The organism is Clostridium sp. HBUAS56010 (assembly GCF_007115105.1).
In the GTDB taxonomy this organism is placed as follows: domain Bacteria; phylum Bacillota; class Clostridia; order Lachnospirales; family Lachnospiraceae; genus Lacrimispora.
Genome location: NZ_SULJ01000004.1, coordinates 60,544 through 75,587, shown reverse-complemented (window position 1 = coordinate 75,587; position 15,044 = coordinate 60,544). Strand labels below are relative to the sequence as shown.

15 protein-coding genes are annotated in these 15,044 nt (G+C 40.9%); 13 read left to right on the top strand and 2 right to left on the bottom strand.

Annotated features, from left to right (window positions below; genetic code table 11):
• Positions 1–19: 19 nt before the first annotated feature.
• The 5 genes from FAY33_RS08475 to FAY33_RS08455 are packed head-to-tail and all read left to right on the top strand — an operon-like array spanning position 20 to position 4,377.
• Positions 20–787: a nucleoside phosphorylase gene (locus FAY33_RS08475; protein ID WP_143320711.1), complete on the top strand. Its 768-nt coding sequence runs from the start codon at positions 20–22 to the stop codon at positions 785–787.
• Complete coding sequence (locus tag FAY33_RS08470; RefSeq protein WP_143320709.1) at positions 771–1,373, top strand: ECF transporter S component; 603 nt, start codon at positions 771–773, stop codon at positions 1,371–1,373. Before FAY33_RS08475 ends, FAY33_RS08470 begins: the two co-directional genes overlap by 17 nt.
• 14 nt (positions 1,374–1,387) lie before the next feature.
• Positions 1,388–2,164, top strand: a complete 777-nt coding sequence (locus FAY33_RS08465; RefSeq protein ID WP_143320707.1) for an energy-coupling factor transporter transmembrane component T — start codon at positions 1,388–1,390, stop codon at positions 2,162–2,164.
• Positions 2,152–3,846, top strand: a complete 1,695-nt coding sequence (locus FAY33_RS08460) for an ABC transporter ATP-binding protein (protein WP_143320705.1) — start codon at positions 2,152–2,154, stop codon at positions 3,844–3,846. Before FAY33_RS08465 ends, FAY33_RS08460 begins: the two co-directional genes overlap by 13 nt.
• 6 nt (positions 3,847–3,852) lie before the next feature.
• Complete coding sequence (locus FAY33_RS08455; protein ID WP_143320703.1) at positions 3,853–4,377, top strand: transcription repressor NadR; 525 nt, start codon at positions 3,853–3,855, stop codon at positions 4,375–4,377.
• A 65-nt stretch (positions 4,378–4,442) separates the two neighbouring features.
• Here FAY33_RS08455 and FAY33_RS08450 read toward each other — a convergent pair whose 3' ends face one another.
• Positions 4,443–4,934: a hypothetical protein gene (locus tag FAY33_RS08450; RefSeq protein ID WP_143320701.1), complete on the bottom strand. Its 492-nt coding sequence runs from the start codon at positions 4,932–4,934 to the stop codon at positions 4,443–4,445.
• A 182-nt stretch (positions 4,935–5,116) separates the two neighbouring features.
• On the opposite strand from FAY33_RS08450, the gene FAY33_RS08445 reads away from it, so the two are divergent.
• From FAY33_RS08445 to FAY33_RS08410, 8 genes are all read left to right on the top strand, one after another.
• Entirely contained in the window at positions 5,117–6,805 is a 1,689-nt protein-coding gene (locus FAY33_RS08445) for a L,D-transpeptidase family protein (RefSeq protein WP_143320699.1), read from the top strand.
• Between the two features lie 124 nt (positions 6,806–6,929).
• The gene (locus FAY33_RS08440) at positions 6,930–7,205 is read left to right on the top strand and encodes a GNAT family acetyltransferase (RefSeq protein ID WP_143320697.1); all 276 of its coding nucleotides are present in this window, start codon (positions 6,930–6,932) and stop codon (positions 7,203–7,205) included.
• Positions 7,206–7,279: 74 nt separating this feature from the next.
• On the top strand, positions 7,280–8,953 hold the full coding sequence (locus FAY33_RS08435; RefSeq protein WP_143320695.1) for a glutamine--tRNA ligase/YqeY domain fusion protein: 1,674 nt from the start codon (positions 7,280–7,282) through the stop codon (positions 8,951–8,953).
• 97 nt (positions 8,954–9,050) lie between these two features.
• Positions 9,051–10,472, top strand: coding sequence for a PLP-dependent aminotransferase family protein (locus FAY33_RS08430; RefSeq protein WP_143320693.1), 1,422 nt, complete (start codon positions 9,051–9,053; stop codon positions 10,470–10,472).
• Positions 10,473–10,487: 15 nt separating this feature from the next.
• Positions 10,488–11,330, top strand: coding sequence for a hypothetical protein (locus FAY33_RS08425; RefSeq protein WP_143320691.1), 843 nt, complete (start codon positions 10,488–10,490; stop codon positions 11,328–11,330).
• A gap of 15 nt (positions 11,331–11,345) precedes the next feature.
• Positions 11,346–12,335, top strand: a complete 990-nt coding sequence (locus tag FAY33_RS08420; protein ID WP_143320690.1) for an AraC family transcriptional regulator — start codon at positions 11,346–11,348, stop codon at positions 12,333–12,335.
• 195 nt (positions 12,336–12,530) lie between these two features.
• Positions 12,531–12,776 (top strand): hypothetical protein, encoded by a 246-nt coding sequence (locus tag FAY33_RS08415; protein WP_143320688.1) that lies wholly within the window; start codon positions 12,531–12,533, stop codon positions 12,774–12,776.
• 232 nt (positions 12,777–13,008) lie between these two features.
• Positions 13,009–13,530, top strand: a complete 522-nt coding sequence (locus FAY33_RS08410; protein ID WP_143320686.1) for a hypothetical protein — start codon at positions 13,009–13,011, stop codon at positions 13,528–13,530.
• Positions 13,531–13,934: 404 nt separating this feature from the next.
• Here the strand turns inward: FAY33_RS08410 and FAY33_RS08405 are convergent, their stop codons facing one another.
• Positions 13,935–14,972: a MerR family transcriptional regulator gene (locus FAY33_RS08405; protein ID WP_243126657.1), complete on the bottom strand. Its 1,038-nt coding sequence runs from the start codon at positions 14,970–14,972 to the stop codon at positions 13,935–13,937.
• Positions 14,973–15,044 lie beyond the last annotated feature (72 nt).

Genomic DNA, 15,044 nt, shown 5'->3' with positions numbered 1-15,044 from the left:
GGACAAGGGAGGAGAATCTATGGCAGAAATCATGCCTCATATTCAGTTAGGAGAGAAACAGGCAGCTTCATATGCACTGCTTCCGGGTGATCCCGGCCGGCTTGACCGGATTGCTTCTTATCTGGAGGATGTGGAGGAACTGGCTTTTAACAGGGAGTTTAGAAGCATAAAAGGGAAATTTCAGGGGATCACCATACTGGCTGTTTCTACTGGAATCGGAGGAGCTTCTGCAGCCATTGCTGTAGAGGAGTTAAGTAAGATCGGTGTAAAGGCAATGATCCGGATCGGAAGCTGCGGTGCGCTTCAAAAGGGAATCTCTCTGGGGGAACTGATTATAGCCAATGGTGCGGTGCGCCAGGATGGTGCCTCAGCCGCATATGCAGACTTATGTTATCCGGCAATTCCTGATACGGAGTTATTAAATGCCTGCATACAAAGTGCAGAAGAAAAACAATTTGGATACCAGGTAGGGATTGTCAGAAGCCATGACAGTTTTTACACGGATCAGGAAGAGGAAATACGAACATATTGGTCAGAGAAAGGAATTCTTGGCTCTGATATGGAAACCGCAGCGCTGTTTGTAGCCGGACGGATAAGAAAAATTATGACAGCCTCTATTTTGAATACGGTTGTCGAGTATGAGGAATCCTTAGAAGATAACATTAATCGCTATACAGACGGCGATGCAGCAATGGTGGCAGGGGAAGGAGCAGAGATTCTTACCGCACTTTTGGCATTTGTCCAGGTCGATAAAAAAAGGAGAATGAAAGATGAATCAATTATTTAAAACGAAATGGAACGCAGCCTGTTTTGTTCTGATTCCAGCCTGCATTGGTATCAATTATTTAGGAAAGTTGTTTGCTTCTGTATTAAAGCTGCCTTTGTGGCTGGATTCCATTGGTACCTGCATTGGTGCAATTCTGGGAGGTCCTGTCATTGGGGCGATCTGTGGGGCTGCCAACAATTTAATCTTTGGATTTACTACAGGTGATTCCATTACCCTTGTCTATGCGCTGACAAGTCTTTTTCTTGGAGCTGGTGTTGGAATCATGGCAAGGCTTGGGCATATGAAGACACTGTCTGGAGCAATGTTAACGGCCTGCGTGGCAGGAATGACTGCAGTTATTATCTCCACCCCTTTAAATATCTATTTTTGGGGAGGAACCACAGGTAATATTTGGGGAGATGCTGTATTTGCATGGTCACAGGCTATCAAACTTCCTGTATTTTTAGGATCGTTCCTTGATGAAGTAGTGGTTGATGTTCCGGATAAAATCATCACCCTTCTCATTGTTTTTGCAATTGTAAAAGGATTTCCAAAGAAGCTTACCGCTCTCTATGAAGTAAATGAGGACGTAGAAAGTCTGGATTAAGAGAAAGGGGCATTATGAAAACCATCAGTCTCTATGTGGAGCAGAATACTTATTTAACAAGGCTTCACCCATTTGCTAAATTAGGTTATATTTTGTCTTCAATCCTGATTCCGGTTCTTGGTAAAGAACTTTGGCTGTATGCTTTTACTTTGGCTGTCAGTCTTATTCTGGCATTGAATGGGAGGATCATAAAAAAGATCTTCCCTCTGATTGCATTCGCTTTTCCCATTATTCTGACGGTTTTCCTTATTCACGGACTTTTTAACCAGAATAACGAACAGATTCTCTTTACTCTGGGACCGCTTGTTTTTTATGATGAGGGAATCTTTTATGCGTCCCGGATCGGGCTTAACATTTTAAACATGCTATTGGCATTTGCTGTTTTTGTTCTGACCACCAGACCTGCCGTTTTGGTGGATTGCCTGGAACAGGCAGGTCTTCCTCCTAAATTTGGATATATGATTTCTTCTGTATTCTTAATTATTCCCCAGATGATAAGCACCATGAGTACGATTATGGATGCCCAGAGAAGCCGGGGAATGGAGACGGAAGGCAGTCTGTTTGTAAGAGCAAAAGCATTTATTCCATTGATTTCCCCGGTAGTGAACAGTTCTCTGATCAATACCAGAGAACGGGCAATTGCTTTGGAGGTACGGGGATTTGACTCCAGGCATAAGAAAACATTTTTGCAGGACTATAAGTTGGGAAGATCTGACAGGCAGTTTATTGCTTTTTTCGGAATTTTACTTTTCTTATCAATTCTCTGGAGGATCATACCATGGCTTTTATAGAAGTAAATCAATTGAAATACCGCTATCCCCATACAAAGCAGCTTGCCCTGGATGGAATCAGTTTTACCGTGGAAAAGGGACAGTTTGTGGGAATTATCGGGGAAAACAAGGCAGGGAAAAGTACCTTATGTCAGTCATTTGCAGGACTGGTTCCCACCATGTTCCGGGGAGCTTATGGGGGAAGTATTAGAATTGGAGAACTGGAGGCAGCCAAAGTACCCATTGCCCAGTTATGCCGTCATGTAGGGCTGGTGTTTCAGAATCCGTTTAATCAGCTTTCCGGCGCAAAGGAAACGGTCTTTGAGGAGATTGCATTTGGTCTTCAAAATCTTGGAATTCCAAAAGATGAGATTCTAAAGCGGGTGAAAGAGAATTTAAAAAGATTTGATATGGAGCTACACAGGAACAGCAATCCCTTTGATCTATCCGGAGGTCAGATCCAGAGAGTGGCACTTGCCAGTATCCTGGCGATGAAGCCGGAAGTTCTGGTATTAGATGAACCTACTTCCCAGTTGGACCCTATGGGAAGTGAAGAAGTATTTCAGATGGTAGAACAGTTGAAAAGCACAGGAATTACGGTTTTTATGGTAGAACAGAAGATGGAAAAAATGGCAGAATACTGCGACCGGATATTGCTTTTGCATCAGGGAAAACAGGTAGATTTTGATACACCGGAACGGATTTTTTCCAGAATGGACTTAGAGAGTTTTGGAGTACGCCCTCCCGTTTATACGGAAGTGTGTAAACGAATTTCCTTATATCTGGAGGAGGGAGATAAAAGAAATTATCCGGTTACAAAAGCACAGACGGATGCATTCCGGGAAAGATTTCCAAAGAATCTTAAGGGCAGAAGCCACAAGAAAAAACAGGAGATGAAAGAGGGAGAAGACTGGTTTGTTATTGAAAATCTAAGATTTGGCTATGATTTGAAAAAGCCGGTAATTCCGTCACTTTCTCTGAATCTTGGAGCAGAACCAACCGCTATCATCGGTCAGAATGGGGCAGGTAAAACAACACTGGTGAAATTGTTAAAAGGGCTTTTAAAACCGCAGGAAGGAAAGATTTTTCTAAAGGGGGAAGATATTTCAAAAAAAACAGTGGCACAGCTTTCCGGGAAGGTGGGCTATGTATTTCAAAATCCTGACGATCAGATATTTAAAACCAGGGTTTTAGAGGAAGTTATGGTGGGGCCTCTGAATCTGGGGTTTCAGAAAGAGGAAGCGAAGAAAAAAGCAAGGGCAGCACTGGAGATGACTGGTTTGTCCCACACAGAAGAGGAGAATCCTTATGATCTGGACTTATCCGAACGCAAGATGGTGTCCATTGCTTCTGTACTTGCCATGGAACCAGAGGTTTTGATTCTTGACGAGCCAACCATTGGTCAGGATGCAAATGGAAGAAAACTGCTTGGGAATCTTATCAGAAACCTGAGTGAGCAGAACGTATTTGTTCTGGCAATCCTTCATGATATGGATTTTACCGCAGAATATTTCGAGCGGATAATTATTATGGCTCATGGGACAATCATGGCAGATGGACCAAAGGAAACTGTTTTTTATGACAAGGAATCTTTAAAAAAGGGAAGATTGGAACAGCCCCATACCACAGAATTATTAGAATTTTTAGGTTATGATGGCATATTTTTAATCCCCCGGGATATGGAAGAAGAAGGCAGGGAATAAGATAAATTGGATGGAACAATTCGAAGAAAAAAGATTATAGAAATACTGAGTAAAGAGGCAGGACCTGTTTCGGGAACAGAACTTGCAAAAAGAGTGGGAGTGAGCAGACAGGTGGTGGTTCAGGATGTGGCACTGATGCGAGCGGAGCAGGAGGAGATTCTATCCACCAACAAAGGCTATGTAATCAGACATAAATCAACAGAAACAAAAGCCCCCTGCGTTCGGGTATTCCCGGTCAGTCACACCACAGAGGACACGTTAAATGAACTTTTTGCCATCGTAGATTATGGCGGCAGACTTTTAGATGTGATGATTGAGCATGAAGTCTACGGGCAAATCCATGTGGATCTGATGATTCATAACCGGCTTGATGCAGAAGAATTTATAGAAACGTTAAACAATTCTTCGGACAAGCCCTTAAAGATTCTGACCAATGGCTGTCATTACCATACGGTTGCTGCAGATTCACACAGGCATTTAGACCGGATTGAACAGGAATTGAAAAAACTGGGCTATCTCATAGCAGAATAATCTATAAACACCTGACTTTTGGGAATACCGTAAAGCCAGGTGTTTTCATTTGTTTCGGACAGTTCCTAGGGACAGAAAACAATGATCTCATCAGGGGTGGTGATTGGGGGAAGACTGCGGGTCGTATACTTATATAAGACAAACAGATAATGTCCTCCGGGATTTTGAACAAAAATTTGTCCGTTGGGAAGAAGGATGTCGATATCATCTGTATCTGAAATATTCAGCATTAATGTCTGGTCTGTATTTAAAAGGTCCTGATTAAAATAATCGAACATAGCTTCATAATCATCGTCATTTTCTGCCAGTATAACGGCATGAAACTGTGGAGGATAGATCAGTGGAACCGGTCCGTTGGTGTCATAGATGGCGATAATGGAATCTCCATTTTCAAAGGTATGCTGATCCAGCACATAAGTATCGGCATCAACAATAAAATTTACTTCCCCCATATTGTCGCTCATAACCGAGATAAAGACGGAGCAGGAATCTGACTGGGAAGAGGTTTGTGGATTGACGGAAATAACGGTTCCGTAAACAGGGACAAAACGTGTCATAGCGGATCCTTTGGGGTGTTCTTACCTTCATTTTATGATAGATGAAAACCGGTTGTGAGACATTTTAAATAAAAATCGTAATAAAAACGTCAAGAAATATACCGGAAATATTTAGACATATTTCTGGTTTTTAAGTTATAATGAATGCTGAACTAAAAGGCTAGTAAAGAGGTAGGAAATAAATGGAAAAACAAAAGCAGCGTAGCAGAAAGAAGAGATCCTTTGGATTACAAGGCTGGGCAGTGATCGGAACCGGAACTGTGGCAGCAGCACTGATTGCTACGTTTACATACGTTCAGATGGGAAGAGCTTATAATCATGTGTTTTTCCCAAACACCACCATCAACGGGATGAATGTGTCAAAAAAGTCTCCCGAAGAGGTGAAGAAGATGATTTCCACCAACATTGGAGATTACAAATTAACCATTCAGCTGCGGGGAGGGGACAGGGAAGAATTAAAAAGCAGCGATATCGCGCTGGAATCTGTTTTTGACGGAACCTTAGAACAACTGGTGGCAGATCAGAAGCCTCTTTCCTGGGTAAAGCACTTAAAAAAACCGCAGTCATACGAACTTAATACCATGATCCGTTATAATGAGGAAAAGTTTGAGCAGACAGTGTCTGGGTTCCCTTTTATGAAAGAAAATGCGGAAGATAAAGCAATGGATGCTTCTGTTTCGGATTACAGATCTGGTCAGGGATATCATATTATACCTGCCAAAGAGGGAAAAGAACTGGATCTTAATAAAGCAAAGACAGCAATATCTGAAGCAGTAAAAGAACTGAAACCAGAACTTTCTCTCGAAGAGGCAAACGCGTATATCTCACCCCAAATCCCTACAGATGATCCGGAACTTGTCAGCAGGGTCCAGACCATGAATCAGTATGTAAATACTACCATTACCTATAAAATGGGTGATGAAAAAAAGGTTCTTGGCGGAGACATAATATCCAAATGGATCAAAACGGATGAAAACGGTAAGGTGTATCTGGACAGCGGATCAGTAAAGTCTTTTGTAAAGGAACTGGCTGACCGGTATGATACGGCATACAAAGCAAAGAATTTAAAGACTTCTTATGGGAAGACTGTGAAAATCACCGGAGGAAGTTATGGCTGGAAGATTAATCAAAGCTCAGAAGCAGACGAACTTGCGCAACTGATCCGTTCCGGCAGCAGTCAGACCAGAGAACCTGTTTATAAACAGAAAGCAGCCAGCCATGGCAGCACAGACTATGGTAATACATATTTAGAGATCAATCTGACAGCACAGCATCTGTATTTTTATAAAGATGGAAAGCTGATTGTTGATTCTGATTTTGTATCCGGCAACGAGTCCAAAGGCTGGTCTACTCCGGCGGGGGCATATTCCCTTACCTATAAAGAGCGGGATGCCACCTTAAAAGGGGAAAACTACAGAACTCCGGTATCTTATTGGATGCCGTTTAATGGTAATATCGGACTTCATGATGCCAAGTGGCGCAGCAGCTTCGGAGGTTCCATCTATAAGACCGGAGGATCTCATGGATGTGTCAATTTACCTCCTGCTGTGGCGAAGACGATTTTTGAAAATATCAATGCCGGAATACCGGTTCTCTGTTACCATTTACCTGGAACCGAGGCAAAGACTTCTACAGGAGGATCAGGAAAGCCAGAGGAGACAAAGGCGCCTGATCAGACAACTTCACCAACCACAACCGCTCCGGTGACGACGCAACCGGCAGCAACCACACCGGCAGCAACTGCCCCTGCACCAACGACGGCTCCCCAATCCACTGCGCCTGCAGTGACTCCAACATCATCTGCCCAGGCCCCGGCTGGTCCGGGAGTTCCTCAAAGTTCTGGAAAGAAGGAGATTGGTCCGGGAATGTAATGATAAAGATATGGGCTGCTCATTTGTTTGATTGGAAACAGATGAGCAGTCCTTCTCTTAATTTTAGGGAAATTGAGACGATAAAACCAATAGAAGCCAGAGAAAGAAGAAAGGAAGATGGAAAATGCTGGAAACAAATACATTTGTGCCTTTGCAGTTTTTTAAAAAGGAAGCCTATACTGGAAGTATGAAAGGGATGCGTTACCGGCTGAATAAAGAAGGAGAAGAGCTTTTGGCAGCGGTATATCCAGAACCCTATAGTTATGAAGCAACTCCGGAAGAGCAAAAGACCAGGTGCGCATTTCCTTTTTCAGAAGAAGGAAGAGAGCAGGCATTGGAATGGATCAATCAGCAATATGAAGAAAAGTTGGAAATCTGGAACGAAGCCGCAAGAAAATAAATCCCCCCTTTTCGAAATGGATGAAGTATGGTATGATTATGTATTATTGGAAGTACTGACATGGAGGAAGAAAGATGGAAGAGATCAAAGAAGAAGTGGTTTCGAAAAACTTTATTGAACAGGAGATAGATAAGGATCTTGCAGAAGGAGTTTACAATCATGTACAGACCAGGTTTCCGCCGGAACCAAACGGTTACCTGCACATTGGACATGCAAAATCCATATTGCTTAACTATGGTCTTGCTCAAAAGTATGGTGGAAAGTTCAACCTCCGTTTTGACGATACAAACCCCACAAAAGAGAAGACAGAATTTGTAGAATCCATTATGGAAGATGTGAAGTGGCTGGGGGCTGATTTTGAAGACCGCCTTTTCTTTGCGTCCAATTATTTTCAGGAGATGTATGACCGGGCAGTTCTTTTAATTAAGAAAGGAAAGGCATTTGTCTGTGACTTGACAGCCGATGAGATCCGGGAATACCGGGGAGATTTTAAGAATCCCGGAAAGGAAAGTCCTTACCGGAACCGGAGCGTGGAAGAGAACTTAAAGCTTTTTGAAGAGATGAAGGAAGGCAGATATCAGGATGGAGAGAAAGTGCTTCGTGCAAAGATTGACATGGCTTCTCCGAATATTAATATGCGTGATCCGGTTATCTACCGGGTAGCCCGTATGACCCATCATAATACAGGCGATGATTGGTGCATTTACCCCATGTATGATTTCGCTCATCCAATTGAAGATGCGATTGAGGAGATTACCCATTCCATCTGTACACTGGAATTTGAAGATCACAGACCGTTATATGACTGGGTGGTAAAGGAATGTGAATTTGCCAATCCTCCGCGCCAGATTGAGTTTGCAAAGCTTTATCTGACCAATGTAATAACTGGTAAGCGTTATATTAAAAAACTGGTAGAAGACCAGGTGGTAGATGGCTGGGATGACCCCCGTCTGGTTTCCATTGCAGCCCTGAGAAGAAGGGGGTATACACCGGAAGCACTTCGCATGTTTGTGGATCTGGTAGGAGTATCAAAGGCGAATAGTTCTGTGGATTACGCCATGCTTGAATACTGTATCCGGGAAGATTTAAAGCTGAAACGCCCCAGAATGATGGCGGTTCTGGACCCCATTAAGCTGGTGATTGATAACTATCCGGAAGATACCATAGAATATCTGGATGCAGCCAATAACATGGAGAATCCGGAACTTGGTTCCAGAAAGTTACCTTTTGGCAGAGAACTTTATATTGAGCGGGAAGATTTTATGGAAGAACCTGTGAAAAAGTATTTCCGTCTTTTCCCGGGTAACGAAGTGCGTCTGATGAATGCTTATTTTGTAACCTGTACTGGCTGTGAAAAGGATGAGGATGGCAATGTGACAGTGGTTCACTGTACTTATGATCCGGAGACAAGAAGCGGTTCTGGATTTGAGGGAAGAAAGGTAAAGGGAACCATTCACTGGGTAACTGCTTCTACAGCGATTCAGGCAGAATGCCGTCTGTATGAGAACATTGTAGATGAAGAAAAGGGAAAACTGAATGAAGACGGAAGTCTGAATATTAATCCAAATTCCCTTACTATCATAAAGAACTGCTATGTGGAACCTGGGTTTGAAGGGGCAAAAGCATATGACAGCTTCCAGTTTGTAAGAAACGGATTTTTCTGTATTGACTGCAAGGACAGCACACCGGATCATCTGGTATTTAACCGGATTGTATCCTTAAAGAGTTCTTTTAAAATTAAAAAATAATGGTGACAGGCTGACGTGCCGGTCAGATAAAGAGATGCTGCATGACCGCAAAATGAGGACGTGTGGCATTTTCTATTATGAAGAAAGGGGGATTTTTATGGAGCTGATGATTCCGCTTAAGAATCAGGCAGGTCTGCCTTATTACATTCAAATATATAATTATATGAAGGAAGAGATAAAAAAAGGTAATTTAAAACCATCCACCCGTCTTCCATCTACCCGACTTTTAGCAGAGCATTTAAAGATCAGCAGGAGTACCACTCAGATGGCTTATGAACAATTGCTGTCGGAAGGATATATTGAAGCCGTTCCTTATAAAGGATATTACGTTTTAAAAATTGATGGTCTGGTTCATACCGGTCAGGAACAAAGAGAAAAGGAAATCCCTTTTTTTTCGAAAAGTTTCAGAGAGAAAAAGAAAGAATATGAAGTAGACTTTTCCCCAAGGGGAATTGATCTTGGTGCATTTCCTTTTAATACATGGAGAAAGATATCCAAGAATACGCTGGTGGATGATAACCGGGAATTATTTTTAACAGGAGATCCTCAGGGGGAAGTTTCCTTTCGGGAGACAATACGGACCTATCTTCATTCTGCCAGGGGAGTTAATTGTTCTGTAGATCAGATCATCGTGGGAGCAGGAAGTGAATATCTGCTTATGCTATTGTCTCAGATTCTGACAGATAGCCGGATTATTGCAATGGAGAATCCAACCTATAAACAGGCATACCGGGTGTTTGACAGTCTGAACTATCATGTTGTCCCTGTTTATATGGATAACCAGGGAATGAATGTGGAACTTCTGGAAAAAAGCGGTGCGGATACCGCATATGTCATGCCTTCCCATCAGTATCCGACAGGGATTGTTATGCCTGTAAAACGAAGGCAGGAACTTTTGTTATGGGCATACAAGAAAGAGGGAAGATATCTGATTGAAGATGATTACGATAGTGAATTCCGCTATAAGGGTCAGCCGATTCCCGCTCTCCAGGGTATGGACCAGCAAGAGCGGGTGATTTATATCGGAACATTTTCAAAATCCATTGCTCCTGCCATTCGGGTAAGCTATATGGTATTGCCAGATGCTTTATTGTCTCTTTACCGGAAAAAGGTGAGTTTCTATGCTTCCACAGTTTCCCGTATTGACCAGAAGATTCTTAATCAGTTCATGGCCGAGGGGCATTATGAACGGCATTTAAACCGGATGAGGGCTGTCTATAAATCCAAGCATGATGTGCTGGTTTCGGAACTGAAAGCATTCGAGAGTCAGTTTATAATACAGGGGGAATATGCAGGATTACACCTTCTTTTGACGGATAAAAAAAATAGAACGGAAAAGTTTCTCGTGGAAAAAGCAGGGGAGGCAGGGGTTAAGGTTTATGGAATGTCAGGTTATTTTATCCATCAGGAACATAACCCATATCCTCCGACGGTTGTTCTTGGATTTGCCAGCCTTACGGAAGCGGAGATTATAAAAGGACTTTCTCTTCTTTATAATGCCTGGGAATTGAGTGAGTGAAGGGAGGAATAAGCTATGAGATGGCTGGATCGTACCAATAAGAATCACCTCCGCATAATGGCAGCTTTGGGCATGACGGCAGTGTTAGTGCTTTGGCTTTTGGGAGCATGGGTTTTTGAAAACAGAAAGAATATAGCAGAATCAAAGATAGAGGAGTCTGCTGTTTTAAAGGAATCTTTAGAAACAAAACCAGAAGGAGAAATCTCTCTTTCTTCTGAAGAAAAAGAATTTTTAGATAGTTTAATGCTGCGTTTTGCCAGCAAGGATTTGGAAGGAACTGCAAGATTATTAAACAGTTACGAGATTCCCTGGAAAGAATTCCCTCTTATGTATGATGGAGCCGTGCTGAAAAAGGGACATTCTCTTTCTAAAGGCATTGTTTTTCTAAAACCTTCTACTGTTTTTTATGGGGAATTTCGTGATGGACTTCCAAGTGGCTTCTGCACTGCTTTACAGGTGATTTCTCTTGAAGAGGGACAGCGGTATGATTATTCTTATGGAATCTGGAAAAATGGCAGAATGAACGGGAGCGGAGCCAGTGGTTACAACTACTATGACGGTGTGACAGAAGATATTAACCAGTTAAGTGCCAAAGAAGGTGTTTTTTTGGAAGACCAGATGGAGGGAAATGTTGTTTACTCCAGTACCAATGCAGGGGGAGAAAGTGCATCCTGGACATTCCAGACCAGAGAGGGGCGGATTGTGCTGGATGACCGCTGGATCAGGGATGAGGATGAGACAGGTACGGTTACCTACAAGCTGATGGCAAACGAAGAAAAGAGCCATGCCTATACTCTGACAGAGAAAGAGCTGGAAGATGACAGATGGAAAAATTTTATTGGATTTGAGACTGAATAAAGGAGGTCTTTCCAGGTGAACCAGGAGATTATAGACCGTCTGGGAATCATTACGGATGAAGAAAAGGAGATTATAAACGGGCGGACTGAGATCGACCGGACCCGCTATACAGAAGGCAGAGATCTGGTGATTGACAGCAAAAAGATGCTGGAGCATGGAAAGCTGATCCGCATCAGACCCCATACCAGGTTCGTGCATTTTCCAGAACATAAACATAATTATATTGAAGTTATTTACATGTGCAAAGGTCATACCACTCATCTGATCGACGGGGAAAAGGTAATATTAAAAACAGGTGAGCTTCTTTTTCTCAATCAACATGCAACCCAGGAGATATTTCCTGCGGGAGAGGAAGACATTGCAGTAAACTTTATTATTCTGCCGGAATTTTTTGATACCACTTTTGAGATGATGGGGGAAGAAGAGAATCTTCTAAGAGAGTTTCTGGTAGGAAGTCTTTGTTTCGATCCCCGTTATGCCAGCTATCTGCATTTTCAGGTGGCAGACGTGCTTCCAGTACAGAATCTGGTTGAAAATATGGTCTGGACGCTTTTGTATGATCAACCCAATAAAAGAAGCTTAAATCAGATTACCATGGGACTTTTATTTCTACAGCTCATGCACTATACGGATAAGATCCGCCACACAAATGAAGGGTTTGAACAGAAAATCATCTTTCAGGTTTTAAAGTTTATTGATGAGAATTATAAAGAAGGGGAGCTGACTCAACTTGCAGAATTATTAAACTATAATATTTACTGGCTGAGCCGGACCATTAAGAAACTGACTGGAAGAACTTATAAACAGCTTTTACAGATTAAACGATTAAATCAGGCTTCCTTTTTACTTTTGAACACCAGGCTTTCTATCACGGATATTTCACTGGCAGTAGGGTATGACAACACCAGTTATTTTCACCGGATATTCCGTGGATATTACAGTATGTCCCCAAAAGAGTACAGGCAGAAAGATAAAGCCGCAGGTTCAGCAGATCGAAAAACATGAGAATCATAAGGTCTATAAGTGGAATAAAAACCTGCAAAAGAAAAGTGGAAGGTCTGTTTTAAACTTATAATATTCGAAAAATGTTTGAAAGAAAAAATGTTTCAGACAAGATTTGAAAGTAATAAATAAAAACTCTTGCGCATATACTTTTTAATATATGGTTGATAATAAATTCTTGAAAAGGAGAGAACCAATATGCCAAGAGGAGTAAGAAAGACACCGCTTCAAAAACTGGAAGAAGAATTAAAAGAGGTGCAGGAATCCATCAAACAGTATAAGGATTGTCTGATTACATTAGGAGAAAGAGAAAAAGACATTCAGGATAAAATAAAGTTAGAGCAATTCAAGGAAGTATCAACAATTTTGGACGAGCATGAGATGTCTATTATGGATTTGAAGGAACTGCTTGTTTCATCAAAGACAGAGGCACAGGCGGAATAAGAACATAGACCGGAACCTTATGGGAAGCCGGTCTGTTTTTTGCAAAAATATCGAACATATGTTTGCATTATTGCTATATTTATGATATCATAATTGGAAGAGGAAAGAAGATGATTCCAGGCAGTTTTGGGTTATATGGAAGATCTTAGAACCTTGATAATTCCATAGACTTTATACTTTGACCATGATATAATCCACATATAGCAGTGTGCGAGAAAAGGGAGTTGATGATATGGCATTGACCAAAGAGGATTTGCAGGCAATCTCGTCGATAATGGACGACAAAATTAATCCGTTGAAAGAGGATATCCAGAGTCTCAAAGGGGAAGTAGGAGGGCTTAAGGGCGAACTCCAAAGTCTTAAAGGGGAAGTAGGAGAGCTTAAGGGCGATGTCCAAAGTCTCAAAGGAGAGGTAGGAGGTCTTAAGGGCGAATTCCAAAGTCTTAAAGGGGAAGTAGGAGGACTTAAGGGCGAATTCCAAAGTCTCAAAGGAGAAGTAGGAGAGCTTAAGGGCGATGTCCAGAGTCTCAAGACTGAGGTAAGCGGACTCAAGGCAGATGTCAAAAATCTGTCTGATCGAATGGAGATTCTGGAGATTAAGCAGGAAATTACTGCACGAAAACTGGACGACCTTACATTCCGTGTAACCAGTATGGAATATTCGAATAAAAAAGAGTTTGGAAAGATTAATGATCAGGTAGAAACTTTGATTGCAGTACTGGAAGCAAAGGATATTTTACCGAAACAGGCATAGAAGCAGCGTTCATTTGATAATTATTTACCGGAAATGAAATTGTAAAATCACCACTTGAAATATTTATTGTGTTTACGATAGTTAATGAACCATCACCATTGGGATATGGCAGTCTAATAAACGGCTTAGATGTAGAAGAGCAATAGCCATCAATATTTAAATATGAACGACCAACCGTGTTAAAAGTAGCCCATATAGGACCGACCTGTTTGTAGGTGATTTGTCCACTGTGGAGCATGATGCATTAGCAATAGCCAAATAAAAGGGCTCGCTTCTGAAATGAGTTATTTAACTAATTACATTACCGAAGTAAGCCATTTTATATATAGAGACACAAAATTCATTACACTACTCCCGGTATCGGGAGTAGTATTGTGCCATTGTTAATATCTATCAACAATTTATCACTGTTTTTCAAAAGTTAAAATCCAAATAAGTTCATCAATTTGCTCCATAATGCATGAAAATCCTAGTCTTTTCGCATCAGCTTTTATATTTATTGCAGTTGTGAAATATTCATCTTGTAAATCTCTATATTCAGCTTTTGAACAGTGTTTCTCGAAATTTTTTCTTGCCTCTTCATCATAAAACATCAGGTCTGTTACTATAATTCTCCCGCACGGTTTTAGAACTCTATCCATTTCTTTCAATGCTATCTTTCTATCATCATTATTGCAGTGATGAAAAGCGTAGCAGCTTACAATAGTGTCCATAGAATTTTCCTGTAATGGCAATTCCATGAAAGTCCCAATTCGGAGTTTTAATTTAGGAAATTTACCTTTAGCAACCATTAACATATTTACGGATTGGTCTATACCTATTATATTTTGGGTATTCATTAATCTACTAGCTAAATTACCAGTACCTACACCAATTTCAACTACATTGCCTGTTCTTTCATTTACCTTTTCTTCAGTAATTCGTATAACTTTATCATAATTTTTATAAAAATCTAAACCAGGGTGAGGTCTTCTTATAAAATTATCATAATCCACTGCAATAGTATCAAAACCCCATTTATCTTCCCAACTATCCAACTGAGTTATGTAACCAGCTGTTTTTTTCATGGCAGATATTAAACTGTTTAGATAGCTATCATCGTCAAACATTAAATCAATACATTTCTCTAATGAATCACCTATCAATTTCATAGTGTGTATATGATGATTTAGCTGATTATATTGCTTAAAAAACATCTCAATAGGTTTACCCTCATCAGTAAGTATTTTTGAGATATTATCAATTGAAAACCCCATTTTTCGGTATAATAAAATTATTTGGAACTGTAGTATATCTTCAATGGTATACATTCTATAGCCATTATCGTTACGACTTGGGTTTAATAATTTCTTTTTTTCGTAGAATCGTAAAACGTTTGGATTAACATTAAATTCTTCTGCAACTTCATTTATTTTATACATATTATTATATACTGATTGCATACATATACATCCTCCTTTTAAATAAGTGTATTCTCAATACACTAAATTTTATAATATTACTATAAAGGTTAT